16 protein-coding genes are annotated in these 19,753 nt (G+C 71.5%); 9 read left to right on the top strand and 7 right to left on the bottom strand.

What is annotated here, in order from left to right:
- Window positions 1–287: 287 nt before the first annotated feature.
- Complete coding sequence (aspS, locus tag N4G70_RS28065) at window positions 288–2,054, bottom strand: aspartate--tRNA ligase (RefSeq protein WP_261715523.1); 1,767 nt, start codon at window positions 2,052–2,054, stop codon at window positions 288–290.
- 449 nt (window positions 2,055–2,503) lie between these two features.
- On the opposite strand from aspS, the gene N4G70_RS28060 reads away from it, so the two are divergent.
- Window positions 2,504–4,726 (top strand): SpoIIE family protein phosphatase, encoded by a 2,223-nt coding sequence (locus N4G70_RS28060; protein ID WP_261715522.1) that lies wholly within the window; start codon window positions 2,504–2,506, stop codon window positions 4,724–4,726.
- Window positions 4,727–4,757: 31 nt separating this feature from the next.
- On the opposite strand, the gene N4G70_RS28055 is transcribed toward N4G70_RS28060, so the two are convergent.
- The gene (locus N4G70_RS28055; protein ID WP_261715521.1) at window positions 4,758–5,354 is read right to left on the bottom strand and encodes a TetR/AcrR family transcriptional regulator; all 597 of its coding nucleotides are present in this window, start codon (window positions 5,352–5,354) and stop codon (window positions 4,758–4,760) included.
- A gap of 128 nt (window positions 5,355–5,482) precedes the next feature.
- On the opposite strand from N4G70_RS28055, the gene N4G70_RS28050 reads away from it, so the two are divergent.
- Window positions 5,483–5,890 carry a DUF6463 family protein gene (locus N4G70_RS28050; RefSeq protein ID WP_261715520.1) on the top strand — a complete coding sequence of 136 codons (408 nt, stop codon included), beginning with the start codon at window positions 5,483–5,485 and terminating at the stop codon, window positions 5,888–5,890.
- A gap of 37 nt (window positions 5,891–5,927) precedes the next feature.
- On the opposite strand, the gene N4G70_RS28045 is transcribed toward N4G70_RS28050, so the two are convergent.
- The 4 genes from N4G70_RS28045 to N4G70_RS28030 all read right to left on the bottom strand — a co-directional run bounded on the left by N4G70_RS28045 (window position 5,928) and on the right by N4G70_RS28030 (window position 8,624).
- Window positions 5,928–6,905 (bottom strand): pirin family protein, encoded by a 978-nt coding sequence (locus N4G70_RS28045; protein ID WP_261715519.1) that lies wholly within the window; start codon window positions 6,903–6,905, stop codon window positions 5,928–5,930.
- Between the two features lie 167 nt (window positions 6,906–7,072).
- Entirely contained in the window at window positions 7,073–7,534 is a 462-nt protein-coding gene (locus N4G70_RS28040) for an SseB family protein (protein WP_100575483.1), read from the bottom strand.
- Window positions 7,535–7,576: 42 nt separating this feature from the next.
- Window positions 7,577–7,792 carry a DUF397 domain-containing protein gene (locus N4G70_RS28035; protein ID WP_261715518.1) on the bottom strand — a complete coding sequence of 72 codons (216 nt, stop codon included), beginning with the start codon at window positions 7,790–7,792 and terminating at the stop codon, window positions 7,577–7,579.
- A complete protein-coding gene (locus N4G70_RS28030) occupies window positions 7,773–8,624 on the bottom strand; it encodes a helix-turn-helix transcriptional regulator (protein WP_261715517.1) in 852 nt (283 codons plus the stop codon). The genes N4G70_RS28035 and N4G70_RS28030 overlap by 20 nt, the downstream gene beginning before the upstream one ends.
- A gap of 118 nt (window positions 8,625–8,742) precedes the next feature.
- Here N4G70_RS28030 and N4G70_RS28025 point away from each other — a divergent pair, with 118 nt between their 5' ends.
- The 6 genes from N4G70_RS28025 to N4G70_RS28000 all read left to right on the top strand — a co-directional run bounded on the left by N4G70_RS28025 (window position 8,743) and on the right by N4G70_RS28000 (window position 17,139).
- Window positions 8,743–8,973 carry a hypothetical protein gene (locus N4G70_RS28025; protein WP_261715516.1) on the top strand — a complete coding sequence of 77 codons (231 nt, stop codon included), beginning with the start codon at window positions 8,743–8,745 and terminating at the stop codon, window positions 8,971–8,973.
- 115 nt (window positions 8,974–9,088) lie between these two features.
- Window positions 9,089–10,918, top strand: a complete 1,830-nt coding sequence (locus N4G70_RS28020) for an acyl-CoA dehydrogenase (protein ID WP_261715515.1) — start codon at window positions 9,089–9,091, stop codon at window positions 10,916–10,918.
- Window positions 10,919–11,492: 574 nt separating this feature from the next.
- Window positions 11,493–12,788: a M18 family aminopeptidase gene (locus N4G70_RS28015; RefSeq protein WP_261715514.1), complete on the top strand. Its 1,296-nt coding sequence runs from the start codon at window positions 11,493–11,495 to the stop codon at window positions 12,786–12,788.
- 97 nt (window positions 12,789–12,885) lie between these two features.
- Window positions 12,886–13,107 carry a DUF6458 family protein gene (locus N4G70_RS28010; protein WP_261715513.1) on the top strand — a complete coding sequence of 74 codons (222 nt, stop codon included), beginning with the start codon at window positions 12,886–12,888 and terminating at the stop codon, window positions 13,105–13,107.
- 213 nt (window positions 13,108–13,320) lie between these two features.
- Window positions 13,321–16,008: a BTAD domain-containing putative transcriptional regulator gene (locus N4G70_RS28005; RefSeq protein WP_261715512.1), complete on the top strand. Its 2,688-nt coding sequence runs from the start codon at window positions 13,321–13,323 to the stop codon at window positions 16,006–16,008.
- A 351-nt stretch (window positions 16,009–16,359) separates the two neighbouring features.
- The gene (locus N4G70_RS28000) at window positions 16,360–17,139 is read left to right on the top strand and encodes a DUF4232 domain-containing protein (RefSeq protein ID WP_261715511.1); all 780 of its coding nucleotides are present in this window, start codon (window positions 16,360–16,362) and stop codon (window positions 17,137–17,139) included.
- Here the strand turns inward: N4G70_RS28000 and N4G70_RS27995 are convergent.
- Entirely contained in the window at window positions 17,136–18,971 is a 1,836-nt protein-coding gene (locus tag N4G70_RS27995) for an NHL domain-containing thioredoxin family protein (protein ID WP_261715510.1), read from the bottom strand. The genes N4G70_RS28000 and N4G70_RS27995 overlap by 4 nt on opposite strands.
- A 77-nt stretch (window positions 18,972–19,048) precedes the next feature.
- On the opposite strand from N4G70_RS27995, the gene N4G70_RS27990 reads away from it, so the two are divergent.
- Complete coding sequence (locus N4G70_RS27990) at window positions 19,049–19,543, top strand: LURP-one-related/scramblase family protein (RefSeq protein WP_261715509.1); 495 nt, start codon at window positions 19,049–19,051, stop codon at window positions 19,541–19,543.
- Window positions 19,544–19,753 lie beyond the last annotated feature (210 nt).

The following is a 19,753-nucleotide window of genomic DNA, read 5'->3' as shown; positions in this document are numbered from 1 at the left end:
GTAGTTAAGGGGCGCGGGGAACTGCGCGACCAGCCCCTCGCGGTCCGCAGACGAAATCTGGTTCTGGGGGCGCGGGGAACTGCGCGAAAAGCGACCGCGGCCCGCGGACGAAGGCAGGGGTTTTTCAGGGGCGCGGGGAACTGCGCAAGAAGCGAGCACGGTCCGCAGGATCGAGGGGGATTGGGGGGCGCCCCCCACCCCCCGGAGGGTTTCGGGAAGGGGCGGGGCGGGGCGAAAACAACCAACCCCCCGGGCCACCGCCCAGGGGGTTGGAAAGGGCCACGCCCTTACTTGTCAGCCACCGGCTTGCGCAGCGCGATGTTCAGCTCGCGCAGGCGGGACTCGTCCAGCTCCGTCGGCGCCCCCATCATCAGGTCCTGCGCGTTGCCGTTCAACGGGAACGCGATGGTCTCCCGGATGTTCGGCTCGTCCGCGAGCAGCATCACCATGCGGTCGACCCCCGGCGCGATACCACCGTGCGGCGGCGCCCCGAGCCGGAACGCCTTGAGCATCCCGCCGAACTCGCGCTCCACGGTCTCCCGGTCGTACCCCGCGACCTCGAACGCCTTGAACATGATCTCGGGCTCGTGGTTGCGGATCGCGCCCGAGGACAGCTCGATGCCGTTGCAGACGATGTCGTACTGCCAGCCGAGGATGTCCAGCGGGTCCTGGGTCTCCAGGGCTTCCAGACCGCCCTGCGGCATGGAGAACGGGTTGTGCGAGAAGTCGATCTTGCCGGTCTCCTCGTCCTTCTCGTACATCGGGAAGTCGACGATCCAGCAGAACCGGAAGACGCCCTCCTCGAAGTACCCGGCCCGCTTGGCCGCCTCGACGCGTACGCCCGACATGATCTTGGAGACCTCGTCGAACTCACCCGCGCCGAAGAACACCGCGTGCCCGGGGGCGAGGCCGAGGCGCTCGGTGAGCACCTTGACGTTCTCCTCGGTGAGGAACTTGGCGATCGGGCCGGACAGCGAACCGTCCTCGCCGACCCGCACCCAGGCCAGGCCCTGCGCGCCGAGCGAGACGGCGTACTCGCCGAGCCCGTCGAAGAACTTGCGCGACTGCCCCGCGACGTCCGGCACCGGCAGGGCACGCACGTGCTTGCCGGCGAACGCCTTGAACTCCGAGCTCTCGAACACGTCGGTGATGTCGGCGAGTTCGAGCTTGGCGCGCAGGTCGGGCTTGTCGTTGCCGTACTTCAGCATCGACTCGCGGAACGGGATCCGCGGGAAGGGCGACGTGACGTGGCGGCCGCCGCCGAACTCCTCGAAGAGCTCGGTCATGAGCTTCTCGATGGGCTGGAAGATGTCCTCCTGCTCGACGAAGCTCATCTCGACGTCGAGCTGGTAGAACTCGCCCGGCGAGCGGTCGGCGCGGGCGTCCTCGTCGCGGAAGCAGGGCGCGATCTGGAAGTACCGGTCGAAGCCGGAGATCATCAGCAGCTGCTTGAACTGCTGCGGGGCCTGCGGCAGGGCGTAGAACTTGCCGGGGTTCAGACGGGAGGGGACCACGAAGTCGCGGGCGCCCTCGGGGGAGGTCGCCGCCAGGATCGGCGTGGCCATCTCGTTGAAGCCGAGCGCGACCATCTTGGAGCGGATGGAGGCGATCACGGCGCTGCGCAGCATGATGTTGCGGTGCATGCGCTCGCGGCGCAGGTCCAGGAAGCGGTACTCCAGGCGCCGCTCCTCGTTGACGCCGTCGTCCGCGTTGATCGTGAACGGCAGCGGGTTCGCGGCGCCGAGCACCTCGACCTCGCCGACCTCGATCTCGATCTCGCCGGTCGCCAGCTCGCCGTTCACGTTCTCGGCGCCGCGCGAGACGACCTTGCCGTCGACGCGCACGACGGTCTCCTTGGACAGCTTGTCCAGGGCTTCGGCGCCGGCCGTGCCGGGGCGGGCGACGAGCTGCGTGATGCCGTAGTGGTCCCGCAGGTCGATGAAGAGAATGCCGCCCAGGTCTCGGCGGTTGTGCAGCCAGCCGCTCAGCCGGACGTCGGCGCCGACGTCGGAGGCGCGGAGCTCACCGCAGGTGTGGGACCGGTACCGGTGCATCGTTCATCCAATTCTTCGCGAGATTCTTCGCGAGACAGGCGGGAATCAACCCGCCCAGGTTACCGCCCGGTGCACGGCCCCCTCCCCGCCGAGGACCAGCACCCGCCGCCAACCCCCTGGGGCTCCGCCCCAGACCCCGTATCGCGCCTGAACGGCGCTCGTCCTCAATCGCCGGACAGGCTGAAATTCCCCGACGCGGGCCAGCACCAGTACTGCCAGGGGCGCGGGGAACTGCGCGAAAAGCGACCACGGCCCGCAGCCGACCGAGGGTTTAGGGGCGCGGGGAACTGCGCAAAAGGCGGGCACGGGTCGCAGGATCGAGAGGGTTGAGGGGCGCGAGGAACTGCGCGAAAGGCGGGCACGGGCCGCCCGCACCCGGAGAACCCCCACGGGGCCTCCGGCCCCGCCCACGGTGGCGGCAGCTGCGTACATCTTCTTAAATAGGGGCAATGCGCACAGAGGACGTCCTGGCCGCGATCGCGACTGGCCTGTGGCGCTGGGACAACGCCTCCGGGACGGTCACCCTCGACGCCGAGGCCGCCCGGCTCCTGGGGCTGCCCGCGCAGCGGGTGACCCTGAGCGAGGCCGCCGTGCGCTCCCGCTTCCACCCAGTGGACTGGAACGAAGTCGACGGCATCGTCCACCTCGCCCTCGCCGAAGGCACCCTCGCCGAGGTGAGGCTGCGGATCATGGACGAGAACGGCCGCGTCCTGCGCACCGTACGCAGCCGTTCCAAGCCGATGCTCAACGGCAAGAACTACCTGCTCATCGGCACCATCCAGGAGGTCGCCGAGCCCCAGCCCGGCACCACCGCCGCCCAGCCCTCCATCACCGGCGACTGGCGGCGCTCGCGCGAGGCCTTCCTGCTGGACGCCGGCCGCGCGCTCGCCGAGGCCCGCTCCACCTCCGAGGTGCTCCGCGTCGCCGCCTCCCTGTCCATGCCGGGCTTCTCCCCCGACGGCCTCGCCGTGTTCGGGGTGGCCGGCGAGCGGCTGACGATCATCGGGCACCACGGGCACAACCCCGGGGACGACGGCCCGTTCACGGACATGGCCCTCGACATGGACTATCCGGCCGCCGACGTCGTACGCAACGGCCGCGCGATCTATCTGCCGAGCCCGCAGGAGTACCGGCGCCGCTTCCCCGCCACCTGGCCGCTGGCCCAGCGCTTCGACCGCCAGTCGTGGGCGTTCGTCCCGCTGATCGTGGCCGGGCGCACGATCGGCGCCTGGATGGCCGCGTTCAAGCACCCCGTCGCCTTCACGCCCGACGAGCGCTCGGTCCTGACCACGGTGGCCCGGATGCTGGCGCAGGCCCTGGCCAGGGCGGGTGAGGCGGAGAACGAACGCGAGCTCTCGCTCGGCCTCCAGCGCTCCATGATGCCGACGCTGGGTCCCGAGATCCCCGGCATGGCGGTCGCCGCCCGCTACGTTCCCACCGGCGGCGGCCTCCAGGTCGGCGGCGACTGGTACGACATGATCCCGCTGCCCGGCGGCGGCTCCCGCACGGAGTCCGGCGGCGGCAGGTTCGCCCTGGTCATCGGGGACGTACAGGGCCATGACGTCCGGGCGGCCGGGCTCATGGGCCAGCTGAGGATCGCGCTGCGGGCGTACGCCAGCGAGGGCCACAGCCCCGACGCGGTGCTCTCCCGCGCCTCCCGCTTCCTGTACGGGATCACCGAGTCGTACGGGGTGCCCGACCCCTATGGCGACGGGTACGAGGACTACGCCCCGCGCTTCGCGACCTGTCTGTACATCGAGGTCGACCCGGCCACCGGAACCCTCGACATCGCGCGGGCCGGTCACCCGGACCCGGTGATCCGCACCGCCGACGGCACCGCCCTGATCCGCTCCACGGCGGGCGGGCTGCCGCTGGGCATCGAGGCGGACTCCGACTACCCGACCACCCGGCTCGTCCTCGACCCCGACGAGACGATCATGCTCTGCACGGACGGTCTGATCGAGACGGGCGGCCACGACATGGCGAGCGGCTGGACGCGGCTGCGTCCGGTCCTGGAGAAGCACACCGACGACAATCTGGAACAGCTCGCCGACGAACTGGTCCAGGCCGTGCACGGCCCTTCCTCGCACCACACCACCGGCCCGCTGGTGGACCGCCGCGAGGACGACATCGCGCTCCTTCTGCTGCGCCGCAACCGCCTCGCCGGACGGCCCGGGGCCGCCCCGCCCCCCGCCGTCCGCCGTACCGCGCTCACCATCGCGCAGGCCGAACCGGAGCAGATCGCGGGCGCGCGCAGGCAACTGCGGGAGCTGCTGCACGACTGGGCGGACGACGACCAGGTCGACTCGGCGGTCCTGATGATCTCCGAGATGATCACCAACGTCCTGGTCCACACGGACGGGGACGCGCTGCTCGTGGCCGAGGCGCGGGGCCCTCTCGGCACCCGCCGCCTGCGCGTCGAGGTCGCCGACGCGAGCGACGAACTCCCGCACCGGCGGCGCCCCGGCGAGCTGGCGTCGAGCGGGCGCGGCCTGATCCTGATGGAGATGCTGGCGGACGCGTGGGGGGTGGACCCCCGGGGCGACGGCAAGTCGATCTGGTTCGAGCTGTACGAGACTGGCGAGGCCGGCGAGGCTCACGACGGCCGGGGTCGCGGTGCTCGGGAAGGTGCTGCCACTGACCGAGGCGGCCAGGGCCCACGAGCTGAGTGAGAGCCGGCCGAGTCCGCGGCGAACTCGGGCTCTATTCCGGCTCCGCCCGGTGTACGGCGGGTCGGGCCAGCTCGGTGATGAGGTGCTCGAGCGCGGCGCCGGCGACGGCGCCCTCGGTGGCGACCTCGGGAACGATGTCGCAGACGGAGTGGCGCAGTTCGTGCCATCCGAGGTACGTGGCATACGCGGCGACGGCCTGACGCCGGGCGGCGGCGGGGGCCAGGCCCAGGTCGGCGTAGAGGTCCGTGAGGTAGGCGATGCGCCGCTCGGTGACCCGGCGCAGGACCCGGGCGACGGCGGGGTGATCGGCGTGGGCGACGATCGCGGGCTCCAGGCCGTCGCTGCTTCCCTGCCCCAGCCCGGTGGTGAGCAGGACCCTCAGCCGCTGCCGGGGGTCGGTGATGTCACCCAGCTCCGTGATGAGGGCCGTGGTGGTTTTGCGCTCCCACATTTCCAGCGCGGCGGTCAGCAGTGCGTCGCGATCCTTGAAGTGCCAGTAGAAGCTGCCCCGGGTCGCCCCCAGCTCGCCCGCGAGGGCGTTGACCGACACCGCGGCGACTCCCCCGCGTGCCATCGCACGCAACGCCGCGGTGGACCAGTCCTGGGGTGTGAGGTGCTTTCTCGCCATGTCCGTACAGTACTGTATGGTCCAGCCGTACAGGGGTGTACGGATGACAGGGGGAGCAGCATGACACTGACGGAACTCGCCGGCGCGGCGGTCACGGTCGGCCTCGGCGCGACCGGGGGAGGCCGACGATGACCCGATGGATTCCCAGACTGGTGGCAGGGCTGGCCGCACTGCACTTCGCGGTCGCCCTGAGCGCCTCCAGCACCTTCGGTGACGTGGCCCGCGCCGGATTCTGGAACGCCGTCCCCGGAAATCCGCAGCGTGGGTACGAGACGTGGTTCTTCATCGCGGGGTTCGGCCTGCTCGCCCTGGGCACCCTCAGCCAACGCATCGTCCGTGACACCGGGATCCTCCCGGCGCAGCTGGGCTGGTATCTGCTCGCCATCGGCGTGCCGCTTCAGATCCTCTGCCCCGTCTCGGGCGCACCCGGACTGATCGTGCTCGGGGTGCTGGCCCTGATCGCGGCCCGGCGGGGGCGTGCCGGCGAGAGCCGGACGCCCCTGTCATCGACTGCCGAACGCCAACAGGGCTCATGATCACCCCGTGATGCGGGCGGGCGCGCCCCGCAGGAGATCAGCCCTGCGGGCCGCTCGCGGTCATGCCGTGCACGGCCGGGATCGTGCCGAGCCGGCCCTTCTGGAAGTCCTCGAAGGCCTGCTCAAGCTCGGCGCGCGTGTTCATCACGAACGGCCCGTAGTGCGCCATCGGCTCCCGGATGGGCTGCCCACCGAGCAGCACGACCTCCAGGTCGGGCGCGTTGGAGTCCTGCTTCTCGTCCGCCCGGACGGTCAGCGAACCGCCCTCGCCGAACACCGCGGTCTGCCCCATGTGCACGGGCCGCCGCTCCGCGCCGACCGAGCCGCGTCCGGCCAGCACGTACGCGAGGCCGTTGAACTCCTCCCGCCAGGGCAGGGTGATCTCCGCGCCCGGCGCGAGCGTCGCGTGGACCATCGTGATCGGGGTGTGCGTGATCCCCGGCCCCTCGTGGCCGTCGAGCTCACCGGCGATGACCCGCATCAGCGCGCCCCCGTCGGGAGAGGTGAGCAGCTGGACGGATCCGCTGCGAATGTCCTGGTAGCGCGGGGCCATCATCTTGTCCCGGGCCGGCAGGTTCACCCACAGCTGGAGCCCGTGGAAGAGCCCGCCGGACACGACCAGCGACTCCGGCGGCGCCTCGATGTGCAGCAGGCCGGAGCCCGCCGTCATCCACTGGGTGTCGCCGTTGGTGATGGTTCCGCCGCCACCGTTGGAGTCCTGGTGGTCGAAGATCCCGTCGATGATGTACGTGACGGTCTCGAACCCCCGGTGCGGGTGCCACGGCGTGCCCTTGGGCTCGCCCGGCGCGTACTCCACCTCGCCCATCTGGTCCATCATGATGAACGGGTCGAGGTACTTGTAGTTGATCCCGGCGAACGCGCGGCGCACCGGGAACCCCTCCCCCTCGAACCCCTGCGGAGCGGTGGTCACGGCGAGGACCGGCCGCGCCGAGGCTCCCTCCGGCGCGGTCACGCGCGGCAGGGTCAACGGGTTTTCGACGGTCACAGCAGGCATGGGACGGCCCTCCTTGCGGGGATGCTCTACGTTCAAAGTAGTTGAATGGTGAACATCCTGCAAGGCGTGCCCATTCCCGCCCCCTTCCGGCCCCCGCCCCGGACACACTTCGGGCCCGCACCCCGAGGGGTACGGGCCCGAAGAACGGCTACGCGGACGCGGTATGGCTATCCGTACATCCGCCGCATCGCGAAGTCGACCATCTGCTCCACGGCCTTCGCGTCGAAGACCATCCGGTGATCGCCCTCCATGTCGAGCACGAAGCCGTACCCGGTCGGCAGGAGGTCGATCACCTCGGCGCCGGTGATGACGAAGTACTTGGACTCCTTGCCCGCGTACCGGCGCAGCTCCTTGAGGGAGGTGAACATCGGGATCACCGGCTGCTGGGTGTTGTGCAGCGCCAGGAACCCGGGGTTGTCACCGCGCGGGCAGTACACCCGGGCCCCCGCGAAGATCTGCTGGAAGTCCTCGGCCGAGAGCGAGCCCGTGGTGAACGCCCGCACCGCGTCGGCGAGCGACGGCGGCGACGGCTCCGGGTACAGCGGCTGCTCCCCGTAACCGCCCTGCATCTGCTGCTGCGGCGGGGCGTACTGCTGCTGCGCGCCCGGGTTCTGGTCGTAGCCGTACATGGGGCCAGCCTACCGACGCGGGGTCCTGGCGGACAGCGGGTCTCAGCCGCGGATGCCTGCCCCCTTCACCGCCGCCACGAAAGGCACCCAGGCGCCGGCCGGGATGATCAGTGCGGGGCCGTTCGGGGCCTTGGAGTCCCGTACGGGGACGACCCCGGGCACGTTGTCGACTACCTCTACGCAGTCCCCGCCGGTGCCGTTGCTGTAGCTGCTCCTGCGCCAGCAAGCCGCCGTCAAATCACCATCGCCGCTTGCCATTTCGGAAGTCCTCTGCCGCTTTTTCGATCAGGGCGAGGGACGCCTGGGGGGACAGCGCGGCGGCCCTGAGCAGATCGTACGACTTCCCGTACTGCTTCACGACGGCTGGATAGTCGATGAGTTGTCCGGTGTACAGGGATTCCGTATAGACCAGTGGTGGAGCATCCGAGAAGGTCATGACCTTGGCCATGCCCATCATGAACGGATGGGTGGCCATGGTTTCCGGCACGATCTGCAAAACGCCGCGAGTGGCGTGCAGCACCCCAGCCATGTGCTCCAGCAGCTCGGCCATCTGCAACGGCGGCAGTACGCGGCGCAAGATCACCGACTCGTCCAAGATCACCCAGAACTCCGGGGGATCGTCCTGCTCGAAGAGAGCGGCCCGTGACACACGTGCCGACACCTTCTCTTCGACCTCGCCGTCGGCAGCACGAGGCATGGCGGCCCGAACGATGGCGCGTGCGTAGTCCGCCGTCTGGAGCAGGCCCGGCACCAGCATGGGCGCCCACTCCTCAATGGTCTCCGCCCGCGGCTCCATTTCGGCCACGTCGGCGAAGTACTCCGCATGCCCGGACTGGCGGGCGCGCCGGGCGTCTTCACAGCGGCGCTGGAAAAAGCCGTCCGTACCGAGGCGCTCGTCCACATGCTTGGCCAGGTCCAGCGGCATGCGGCGCTCGCCGCGCTCGATCTGGCTCAGGAATGGCACGCCGCGAAAGCTGCCCTCGGCCAGTTGCTCAAGGGTGAGGCCCGCAGCCTCCCGCTTGTAACGCAGCTCGGCGCCATAGAAGGACGGCACATTCGCCGACGCGTCGGTTTCCTTGCGAGGGGGCACAACTCACCACCGCCATTTGCCAGTTGCCGGGCGCAACGTGAACCACTTCCGACGGTAGGGCAAGCAACGTCACTGTGTGAGGGGTTCGTCACACACCGCACTCACAGGAGGCGCCACCATGAGCAAGACCCCCCTCACCCCCCGCCGGGACGACACGTACAACACCGTCATGGAGCTGCGAGCCGCACTCGCAGAACACGGCATCACGCTGCCCTCGCTCGGGCGGGACTTCGGTACTCCCCCGCTCGTCATCCTCGGGAACTGCAACACCGACACCGCGCGGGCGCTCACGGCGGCACTGGAGCGGCACCCGGAGCCACACCCGGCTCACCAGAGTTCCACTGCCTGACACGTCACAGTTCTCGGCCAGAGGTTGCGCGTTATTACCGGTGGGTAGCATCATCGTAGGGACTGACCTACTTGCTGGTAGATGTAACCGACACCCTGCTTACGGAGCCGTCGCCATGGGGCACTACAAGTCGAATCTCCGCGACATCGAGTTCAACCTCTTCGAGGTGCTCGGACGCGACAAGCTGTACGGCACCGGCCCGTTCGGGGAGATGGACGTCGACACCGCCAAGTCGATCCTGGAGGAGATCGCCCGTCTCGCCGAGAACGAGCTGGCCGACTCCTTCGCGGACGCGGACCGCAACCCGCCGGTCTTCGACCCGGCCACGAACACCGCTCCGGTACCGGAGTCCTTCAAGAGCTCCTACAAGGCGTTCATGGACTCCGAGTACTGGCGGCTCGGCCTGCCCGAGGAGATCGGCGGCACCGTTTCGCCGCGCTCGCTGATCTGGGCGTACGCGGAGCTGCTGCTCGGCTCGAACCCGGCGATCTGGATGTACTCCTCCGGTCCCGCGTTCGCCGGCATCCTCTTCGAGGAGGGCAACGAGCAGCAGAAGAAGATCGCCGAGATCGCGGTCGAGAAGCGCTGGGGCTCGACGATGGTGCTCACCGAGCCGGACGCCGGTTCGGACGTCGGCGCCGGCCGCACCAAGGCCGTGCAGCAGGACGACGGCTCGTGGCACATCGAGGGTGTGAAGCGCTTCATCACCTCGGGTGAGCACGACATGGAGGAGAACATCCTCCACTACGTCCTGGCGCGCCCCGAGGGTCACGGCCCCGGCACCAAGGGCCTGTCGCTCTTCCTCGTCCCGAAGTTCCACTTCGACTGGGAGACCGGCGAGCTGGGCGAGCGCAACGGCGTGTACGCGACGAACGTCGAGCACAAGATGGGCCTCAAGGCCTCTAACACGTGCGAGATGACGTTCGGCGACCAGCACCCCGCCAAGGGCTGGCTGATCGGCGACAAGCACGACGGCATCCGCCAGATGTTCATGATCATCGAGTTCGCCCGCATGATGGTCGGCACGAAGGCGATCGCGACGCTGTCGACGGGTTACCTCAACGCCCTCGAGTACGCCAAGGAGCGCGTCCAGGGCAGCGACCTCTCGCAGTTCATGGACAAGACCGCGCCGAAGGTGACGATCACTCACCACCCGGACGTGCGGCGCTCGTTGATGACGCAGAAGGCGTACGCGGAGGGCATGCGCTCGCTCGTCCTCTACACCGCCTCGATCCAGGACGCGATCCAGGTCAAGGAGGCGGCGGGCGAGGACGCGAAGGCGCTCGTCGGCCTGAACGACCTGCTGCTGCCCATCGTGAAGGGCTACGGCTCGGAGAAGTCGTACGAGAAGCTGTCGCACGAGTCGCTCCAGACCTTCGGCGGCTCCGGGTACCTCCAGGAGTACCCGATCGAGCAGTACATCCGTGACGCGAAGATCGACACGCTGTACGAGGGCACGACGGCAATCCAGGGTCAGGACTTCTTCTTCCGGAAGATCGTCCGTGACCAGGGCGCGTCCCTGAACGCGCTCTCCGAGGAGATCAAGAAGTTCCTCGCGGAGCAGAACGGCAACGAGGCGCTGGGCGGCTCGCTGGACGCGCTGGCCAAGGCGGCCGTCGACCTGGAGGCGATCGTCGGCACGATGATCACGGACCTCACGGCGACGGGCGAGGACGTCAAGAACATCTACAAGGTGGGTCTCAACACGACCCGTCTGCTGATGGCCTCGGGTGACGTGGTCGTCGGCTACCTGCTCCTCAAGGGTGCGGCGGTCGCGGCCGAGAAGCTGTCCTCGGCCTCCGCGAAGGACGTCCCGTTCTACACCGGCAAGATCGCGGCTGCGAAGTTCTTCGCGGCGAACGTTCTGCCGGGGGTCGGTACGGCTCGGGCGCAGGCCGAGACGGTCGACAACTCGCTGATGGAGCTGGACGAGGCGGCGTTCTAGCCACCCGCGGTACCGGGGGCTCGGGGTGGTCGGACCCCGAGCCCCTTCTCCATGCCCCCATCCCGGGGCCCCGTCCCGCGCAGTTCCCCGCGCCCCTAAACCCGCTCGATCCTGCGGACCGCGGTCGCTTCTCGCGCAGTTCCCCGCGCCCCTGAACCCTGCTCGCGTCCGCGGACCGCGGTCGCTTCTCGCGCAGTTCCCCGCGCCCCTGGCTGCTCGGTGCGGGGCAGCACGGGACACCTCAGCCCGTCCGGCGATTGAGGACGAGCGCCCTTAAGGCGCGAACGGGGTCTGGGGCGGAGCCCCAGGCAACCCCGCTCTCGGCTGCGGACCGCGGTCGCTTCTCGCGCAGTTCCCCGCGCCCCTAACTACTCGGTGCGGGGCAGCATGGGACACCTCAGCCCGTCCGGCGATTGAGGACGAGCGCCGTTCAGGCGCGAACGGGGTCTGGGGCGGAGCCCCAGGAAGGCCCGAACCATCCAACCCCGGGTCACGGGCGGGTGGGGGCAGAGGTGCCCCCGGGGTCTGGGGCGGAGGCCCGGGGAGGGGGGCGGGGCGCCGCTAGGGTGGCGGCATGAGCACACCGCCCCGCTTCGACCGCGGCCACACCGACGACCTGATGACCTTCCTCGCGGCGAGCCCGTCGCAGTACCACGCCGTGGCCAACGCGGCCGCTCGCCTGGAGAAGGCCGGGTTCCGGCAGGTCCAGGAGACGGACGCCTGGGACGGCACGCACGGCGGAAAGTACGTGCTGCGCGGCGGCGCCATCGTGGCCTGGTACGTGCCCGAGGGCGCCGAGCCCCACACCCCGTACCGGATCGTGGGAGCCCACACCGACTCCCCGAACCTGCGCGTGAAGCCGCGGCCGGACTCGGGGGCGTACGGCTGGCGGCAGGTGGCCGTGGAGATCTACGGCGGGACGCTGCTCAACACCTGGCTCGACCGCGACCTCGGCATCGCGGGGCGGCTCACCCTCAAGGACGGCAGCCACCGCCTGGTCAACGTGGACCGCCCGCTCATGCGCGTACCGCAGCTCGCCGTGCACCTGGACCGCTCGGTCAACACCGACGGGCTCAAGCTCGACCGCCAGCGCCACCTCCAGCCGATCTGGGGCCTCGGCGACGACGTGCATGAAGGCGATCTGATCCGCTTCCTGGAGCAGGAGGCCGAGCTCGACGAGGGCGAGGTGGCCGGCTGGGACCTGATGCTGCACTCCGTCGAGGCGCCCGCATACCTGGGCCGCGACCGGGAGTTGGTGGCCGGGCCCCGCATGGACAACCTGCTGTCCGTGCACGCCGGGGCCGCCGCCCTGGCCGCCGTGTCCGGCGACGACGACCTCCCCTTCATCCCGGTGCTCGCCGCCTTCGACCACGAGGAGGACGGCTCGCAGGCCGACACCGGCGCCGACGGCCCGCTGCTCGGCAACGTCATGGAACGCTCGGTGTTCGCCCGCGGCGGCAGCTACGAGGACCGCGCCCGCGCCTTCGCAGGAACGATCTGCCTGTCCTCCGACACCGGCCACGCCGTGCACCCCAACTACGCCGAGCGGCACGACCCCACGCACCACCCGCGCGCCAACGGCGGCCCCATCCTCAAGGTCAACGTGAACGCCCGGTACGCCACCGACGGCGCCGGCCGTGCCGTGTTCGCGGCGGCCTGCGAGCGCGCCGGGGTGCCGTGGCAGACCTTCGTCTCCAACAACGCGATGCCCTGCGGCACGACGATCGGCCCGATCACCGCCGCCCGGCACGGTATCCAGACCGTCGACATCGGTGTGGCGATCCTGTCGATGCACAGCGCGCGCGAACTGTGCGGCGCCGACGACCCGCACCTGCTCGCGGGCGCGCTGGCCGCGTTCCTGGCGGGCTGAGGCGCGACGGCGTACAACCGCCGCACCGCACAAGGTGATTGACCGTCCGGGGCGCGGGTACCCGGACGGTCCACCACCTTTCACGGAGGCGAGATCCATGGGCTTGGGCGGTTGCATCATCCTCATCGCGGTGGGGGCGATCCTCACGTTCGCGACGGACTGGCACGCAAGCGGTGTGAACGTCGACGTCGTGGGCCTGATCCTGATGGCCGTCGGCATCATCGGCGTGGCCGTCTTCACCAGTGTGCTGCGCAGGCGGCGCGTGGTTCCCGGAGCCACCACCGTCGTGGAGGAGGACCGCCGCGGCCCCCTCATGTGACGCGCACCCACACCCGGCACCCCCGTGTCGGCACCCCTCATATGACGCGCACCCACAGCACCGGCACCCGGTGTGTCGACCACCTCACGTGACCCGCGCCACCTGGGCCCCGTGACGTGAACCTCCCCCCTTCGACCCCGCGTATCCTCGACTGTCCGGGCCCTGACCAGGTCCGGGAAGTCCGGGTACGGGGAGCAAGGGGGTACCGCCACCGTGGAGTTCCGCGTCCTGGGAACGGTGGCCGTCGCGACGGAGGACGGAGCGTTCCTCCCGCTCGGCCCGGCCAAGCGCCGCAGCCTGCTCGCCATGCTGCTGCTGCGCCCCAACGTCGCCGTCCCCGTGGAACGCCTCACCGAGGCCCTGTGGGACGAAGAGCCACCCCTGCACTCCCGCACCGTCCTGCAAGGCCATGTGTCACGGCTGCGGGCGCTGCTCGCCGAGCACGGCGCCGAGGCGTACGGGATCGAGCTGGCCACCCAGGGCCCGGCCTATGTCCTGCGGCTGCCCGAGACCCTCATCGACGCGCACCGCTTCGAGGAACTCGTCACCCTCGCCCGCGGCCGGCGCGATCCGGGCGACGCGGTGCTCCTGCTGCGCGAGGCGCTCGCCCTGTGGCAGGGCCCCGCCCTCACCGGCACCGTCACCAGCGCCCCCCTGCAAGCTGCCGCGCACACCCTGGAAGAGCTCAGGATCGCCTCCGTCGAGGCGCTCGCCGAGGCGTACGGCGAGCTCGGCGAGCACGGCCGGGCCGCCGCCGTCCTGCGCACCGAGGCCGTCGTCCACCCCTTGCGCGAGCCCCTGTCGGCCGCGCTGATGCTGGCCCTGAGCCGCTCGGGACGCCAGTCCGACGCCCTGGAGTGGTTCCACCGCACCCGCCGGCTGCTCGCCGACGAACTCGGCGTGGACCCCGGCCCCGCGCTCTCCGAGGCGTACGCCGAGATCCTGCGCACCGGCGTCCCCGCCGCCGCTCCCCGACCCGCCCCCGAGGAACCCGAAACGTCGTTCACCGTCCCGGAGTTGCTGCCCCGCAGGCCCCGCGGGTTCACCGGCCGGCACGCCGAGCTGAACGCGCTCGGGCTCGCCGCCGCCGGGCAGTACGGCGCGGTCGCGGTGGTCACCGGCGGCGCGGGCGTCGGCAAGACCGCGCTCGCCGTGCACTGGGCGCACGAGCGCCGCGGCGACTTCCCCGACGGGCGCCTCTTCGTCGACCTGTGCGGCTACAGCGACACCCCGGCCCGCCAAGTCACCGTCGTGCTGCGGGAGTTCCTCCTCGCCCTCGGCGTGCCCGTCCAGCGCATACCCGAGACCGAGGCCGGCATGGGGGCGCTCTACCGCTCGCTCACCGCCGACCACCGGATGCTGGTCGTCCTCGACAACGCCCGCGACTCCGAGCAGGTCCGTCCGCTGCTGCCGGGCGGCGACCACTGCGTCACCCTGGTCACCAGCCGCGACCGGCTCGGCGGCCTCGTCGCCTCCGACGCCGCGCGCCCGGTCCGCCTCGACGAACTGCCCGCAGCCGACTGCACCACCCTGCTCGGCGCCGTCCTCGGCGAGAACCGGGTCGCAGCCGAACCCGAGGCGGCCGCCCGCCTCGCCGCGCTCTGCGACGGCCTCCCGCTCGCGCTGCGCGTCACCGCCGCCCGCCTCGCCGCCCGCCCCCAGTGGACGCTGGCCGCACTCGCCGAGGAACTCGCCGACGAACAGCGCCGGTTGGGCCTGCTGCGCGTCGAGGACACCGGCGTCGCCGCGGCCCTGCACCTGACCGTGCAGCAACTGCCCGAACAGGCCCGTCGGATGTTCCGCGCGCTCGGCCTGCACACCGGCTCCGAACTCGACCGCTACACCGCCGCCGCCCTCGCCGGCTGCACCCCCGACCAGGCCGCCACCGCCCTCGAACGCCTCGCCGCCGCCCACCTGGTCGTCGAGTCGGGCCCGCACGGCCCCGACGGGCGCGCCCACCCGGACTCGTACACCCTGCACGACCTCGTCCGCCTCTACGCCCGGCAGCTCGCCCCCGAGGCCGACCCGGACGGCCTCGCCCGGCTCCTCGACCACTATCTGCACACCGGTCTGGTCGCGACCGCCACCGCCGAGCCCGGCAGCCAGCCCTGCTTCGCGCCACCCCCCGGGGCCCGGCGGCCCGCCGCGGTGCGCGAGTTCGAGGACCGCCAGGCCGCGCTCGCCTGGTACGACGCCGAACGGGCCACCCTGCGCGGAGCGATCGCCGCCGCCGTCGCCGCCGGAATGCACGACCGCGCCTGGCGCCTCGTGCTGCTCCAGTGGCCCCTCATCCTGTGGCGGGTCCGCGACGGCTGGGTGCCGCTCCTCGAACAGGCCCTGGAATCGGCCGAGTTGGAGCAGGAGCTCGACGCACAGTCACGCACCCGCGCACTGCTGGGCTGGGTCCTGCACGAGGAAGGCCGCTACGACGAGGCGCTGGCCCAGCTGGAGAAGGCCCCCGACCTCGCCCGCCGGGCCGGCTCCACCACCAGCGAGGCCATCGCCCGCATGAACCTCGCCCTCATCCTCACCCAGTACGGCGAGGTCGAGCGGGCCGGCGAACTGCTCACCCACGCCCTGGCGCTGGCCGGCCGGGCCCGCGACCGCTCCACCGAGATGCTCGCCCACCAGCACCTGGCCCGCCACCACCTCGAAGCGGGCGCCCACCAGGCCGCCCTGGAGCACTCCCGGTGCGGCCTGGACCTCGGGCCCTCGCCGGAGGCGATCCCGCGCCGGGTGCTGCTGCGCACCAGCTACGGCGAGGCACTGGCCGGCCTCGGCCGCCCCGAGGAGGCCCGCCGCGAGCTCACCCACGCGGCCCGCGAGGCCGACGACCACGGCTACGAGGAGGGCGCGGCGGCGGCCCGCGCCCAACTGGACGCGCTGCCCCGCGTAATCTGACCCCGGCTCATGACGCACGGCGCCGCCGCGCCCCGCGAGCCCATTAGCCAAACGATAGGCACACCCGCGAGGCTCTCGGACGAGGTACCTCAGGTGGAGGTACCTGCGGTGGAGGTACTTGCGGTGGATGTGCGTCCGGCGGCTGTCCGGCAGGCTGAGGTCCGGCAGGTGCCCGGGCTTGCGGTGGCCGGGCTTCCGGTGTCCGGGCTTTCGGTGTCCGGGCTTCCGGGGTCCGGGCTTCCGGGGTCCGGGCTTCCGGTGGCCGTGTACCCGGCGGTTGTCCGTCGGGCGGCTGTCCGTCGGGCGGTTCTCCGTCGGGCGGTTGTACTTCGAGTGGGGATCGGGGGGCGTATGCGCGGGGTCAGGGGCAGGGGGGCCGCCGTCGGCCTCGTCGTGCTGTTGGCCGCCCTCACCTCGTGCACGGACCGCGTCCCCGCCGCCGCCCCCGCGAGCTCCGCGCACCCGGTGGCGCACAGCTCCACGGCGGCCTCCTCCACCACCCCGCGCGAACGGCCCGCGCCGTCCGGTCCCACGCCCGCCCCGGGCGCGACCGGACAGAGCCCCTCGCCGGAAAGCCTCCCGGGCGCCGCGTCCGGGGCGCCGTCGGCGACGCCCCGGCCCAGCCCCTCCGGCACGGACACCCGCACCGGCCCGATCGACGACGGCGGCGACGACGCCCGCGCCTTCTGCGCGCCCACCGCGCTGTCCTTCACCTTCCGCACCGCGGACGGGCCCCGCGGCCCGGGCGGCTCACGTCCCGGCGCCGACGTCCGGGCCGAGAGCGACGCCGTCCTGGTCGTACGCAACACCTCCGGGCACACCTGCGTGCTGCACGGCGCCCCCACCCTGACCGTCCTGGACGACAGCGGGCACGGCGCCCCGCTCGTCTCCGCCCCGGCCAAGCCGTTCGCGAAGCCCTTCGCCCTGCATCCCGGGGCGAACGGCGTGGCCCGGGTCCACCACACCCCGCGCCGGGGCTGCGCCTCCCACGGCTCGGCGGTACGGGTGACGCTGCCCGGCTCAGACACGGCGATCACCGTGGCGGTCCTGGACGCGCACGGCCGCCCGGCCGCGCTGGCCCTGTGCGGGCCGGCCCCGCGGACCGGCCCGTTCAGGCCCGGCTTCGGCTAGGGCCCGTCCGGGGCGCCCCCGGCCTCCCGGTCCATCCCGGCCAGCACGAGCGGCAGCCGCGCCGCGCCGTCCTCGACGATCCGTACGGGCACGCCCCAGTCCTGCTGGTGGACATGGCAGGCGGGGTATTCGTTCGCCGGGTCGTCGTCGCACGAGGCGGCCATCGCCGACACATGCAGCACGCCCTCGCCGATCTCCGGGTTGAGGGCGAGCTCGCGCGCGAGGTCGGTTCCGGTGCCCTCGCCCGTGAGCAGCAGCTCGGGCGGTGTCGAGGAGACCAGGAGCCGGGTGGAGGGCCCGTAGCGGGTGTCCAGCTTCTGCCCGGCGGGCGCCTCGAACACCACGTCCAACCGGAGTCTGCCCGGGGCGACTTCGGTCGCCGCGCGCTGGGTGCGGTGGGCCACCGCCTCGACCCGTACCGCCTCCTCGGGCAGCCGCAGCCGGGTCAGCCGGTGGCGCGCCGACTCGACGACGACGATGTCGTCCCCGACCAGCACAGCGTCGCTCGGCTCCCTCAAGTCCGTTGCCAGTGTGGTGACTTGACCGCTCGCGGGGTCGTAGCGGCGCAGCGCGTGGTTGTACGTGTCCGACACGGCGACCGAGCCGTCGGGCAGCGCGGTGACGCCGAGCGGGTGCTGGAGCAGGGCCTGCGCGGCGTCCCCGTCGCGGTGCCCGAAGTCGAAGAGGCCGGTGCCGACGGCGGTGTGCACGGCGCCGTCGGTGTCGACCCAGCGCAGCGCCGAGGTCTCGGAGTCGGCGACCCAGAGCCGGTCCTCGGTGGCCGCGAGCCCGGAGGGCTGGGCGAACCAGGCCCCGGCACCGGGCCCGTCCACCAGGCCCTCGTTGGTGGTGCCGGCCGCCACCTCGACGGTCTTCGTCTCCGGGTCGTACGTCCACAGCTGGTGCACCCCGGCCATGGCGATCCACACCCTGCCCCGCCACCAGGCCACGTCCCACGGCGAGGAGAGGTCCACCTCGAGGGCGGGCCCGGAGGTCGGCCTTCCCTGCCACCACTGGGTGCCCGTCCCGGCGAGCAGCTCGATCTCGCCGCTCACCGGGTCGAAGCGGCGCAGCGCGTGGTGCACCGTGTCGGCGACGACCACCGTGCCGTCCGGGAGCAGCGCGAGGCCCTGCGGCTCCTTGAGGACGCCCTCGCCGCCGATCCGGCGTACGACGTCCTCTCCGTCCGGGGTGAGCTCGACCAGTTGGTGGCGGGTGGTGTCGGACACCAGGAAGTTCCCGCTGGGCAGGGCGATCGCCTTGCCGGGGAAGCGCAGGTCGCTCGCGACGGGCTCCGGCGGCACATAGGGGCCGTCTCCGCGCCGCAGCGTGCCCTTCGCGCCGTGCTCGGCCTCCAGCTCCTCGACGAGCCGCTCGATGGCGTGGGCGTGGCCCTCACCGGCGTGCTGGGCGACGACGTACCCCTCGGGGTCGATCACCACGAGGGTGGGCCAGGCCCGCACCGCGTACTGCTTCCAGGTGGCCAGCTCCGGGTCGTCGAGCACCGGGTGCTCCACGCCGTACCGCTCGACGGCGTCCACCACGGCCTGGTGCTCGGCCTCGTGCACGAACTTCGGCGAGTGCACGCCGACGATCACCACGGTGTCCCGGTGCTTCTCCTCCAGTTCGCGCAGCTCGTCCAGGACGTGGAGGCAGTTGATGCAGCAGAACGTCCAGAAGTCGAGGATCACGATGCGCCCGCGCAGCTCGGCGAGGCTCAGCTCCTTCCCGCCGGTGTTCAGCCAGCCGCCCCTGCCGATCAGCTCGGGGGCACGGACTCGGGCACGGCGGGGGGCGGGCGCGGGGGTGGGCGCCGGGGCTGCGTCGTTCATGGTTCAAGCTTGCCATCCCGGTATGAACAGCTTGTGTCGCCGTTCGGCGGGGGTCCGGGGCGGGCAGGGGTGTACCCATGAAATACCTGGTGCGGGACAAGATCTTCGCCATCGGTGACGACTACTGGATCGAGACCGAGGACGGCCGCCAGGCCTTCCTCGCCGACGGCAAGGCGCTGCGGCTGCGGGACACCCTGGAGCTGAAGGACCCGTCGGGTCGGGTCCTGATCACGCTGCGGAAGAAGATGTTCAGCCTGCGTGACGCGATGACCATCGAGCGCGGCGACCAGCCCCTGGCGACGGTGCGCCGCAAACGCCTCTCGCTGCTGCGCAACCACTACCGGGTCAGCCTGGTCGAGGGTACGGAGCTGGACGTCACGGGCAAGATCCTGGACCGGGAGTTCACCGTCGAGTACGACGGGGAGCTGCTGGCCCATGTCTCGCGGAAGTGGTTCCGGGTGCGGGAGACGTATGCGGTGAATGTGGTGCGGGAGGAGGCGGATGCGGCGCTGATGATCGGGGTGGTGATCTGTGTGATCCGCATGGACGAAGACGAGCGGGATGGTGCCTAGCCTGGGGGGCGTTTTCCCACCCACCCGCCCGTGCAGGGGATTGGCTGGCTCCGGGCCCTCCTGGGGCTCCGCCCCAGACCCCGAGGCACCTCGCCCACCCACCCGCCCGTGCAGCGGGGTTGGAGGGTTCCGGGACCCCTGGGGCTCCGCCCCAGACCCCGATCGCGCCTAAAGGGCGCTCGTCCTCAATCGCCGGACGGGCTGAGGTGT

It is taken from the genome of Streptomyces sp. ASQP_92 (assembly GCF_025399895.1).
In the GTDB taxonomy this organism is placed as follows: Bacteria; Actinomycetota; Actinomycetes; order Streptomycetales; family Streptomycetaceae; genus Streptomyces.
Note: the sequence above shows the minus strand (reverse complement) of the source record. Positions and strands in the feature narration are given on the sequence as shown.

What these genes read in the sequence shown, in the direction of transcription:
- aspS (WP_261715523.1), bottom strand. Translation starts at nt 2,054, where the DNA reads ATGCACCGGTACCGGTCCCACACCTGCGGTGAGCTCCGCGCCTCCGAC.
- N4G70_RS28060 (WP_261715522.1), top strand. Translation starts at nt 2,504, where the DNA reads ATGCGCACAGAGGACGTCCTGGCCGCGATCGCGACTGGCCTGTGGCGC.
- N4G70_RS28055 (WP_261715521.1), bottom strand. Translation starts at nt 5,354, where the DNA reads ATGGCGAGAAAGCACCTCACACCCCAGGACTGGTCCACCGCGGCGTTG.
- N4G70_RS28050 (WP_261715520.1), top strand. Translation starts at nt 5,483, where the DNA reads ATGACCCGATGGATTCCCAGACTGGTGGCAGGGCTGGCCGCACTGCAC.
- N4G70_RS28045 (WP_261715519.1), bottom strand. Translation starts at nt 6,905, where the DNA reads ATGCCTGCTGTGACCGTCGAAAACCCGTTGACCCTGCCGCGCGTGACC.
- N4G70_RS28040 (WP_100575483.1), bottom strand. Translation starts at nt 7,534, where the DNA reads ATGTACGGCTACGACCAGAACCCGGGCGCGCAGCAGCAGTACGCCCCG.
- N4G70_RS28035 (WP_261715518.1), bottom strand. Translation starts at nt 7,792, where the DNA reads ATGGCAAGCGGCGATGGTGATTTGACGGCGGCTTGCTGGCGCAGGAGC.
- N4G70_RS28025 (WP_261715516.1), top strand. Translation starts at nt 8,743, where the DNA reads ATGAGCAAGACCCCCCTCACCCCCCGCCGGGACGACACGTACAACACC.
- N4G70_RS28020 (WP_261715515.1), top strand. Translation starts at nt 9,089, where the DNA reads ATGGGGCACTACAAGTCGAATCTCCGCGACATCGAGTTCAACCTCTTC.
- N4G70_RS28015 (WP_261715514.1), top strand. Translation starts at nt 11,493, where the DNA reads ATGAGCACACCGCCCCGCTTCGACCGCGGCCACACCGACGACCTGATG.
- N4G70_RS28010 (WP_261715513.1), top strand. Translation starts at nt 12,886, where the DNA reads ATGGGCTTGGGCGGTTGCATCATCCTCATCGCGGTGGGGGCGATCCTC.
- N4G70_RS28000 (WP_261715511.1), top strand. Translation starts at nt 16,360, where the DNA reads ATGCGCGGGGTCAGGGGCAGGGGGGCCGCCGTCGGCCTCGTCGTGCTG.
- N4G70_RS27995 (WP_261715510.1), bottom strand. Translation starts at nt 18,971, where the DNA reads ATGAACGACGCAGCCCCGGCGCCCACCCCCGCGCCCGCCCCCCGCCGT.
- N4G70_RS27990 (WP_261715509.1), top strand. Translation starts at nt 19,049, where the DNA reads ATGAAATACCTGGTGCGGGACAAGATCTTCGCCATCGGTGACGACTAC.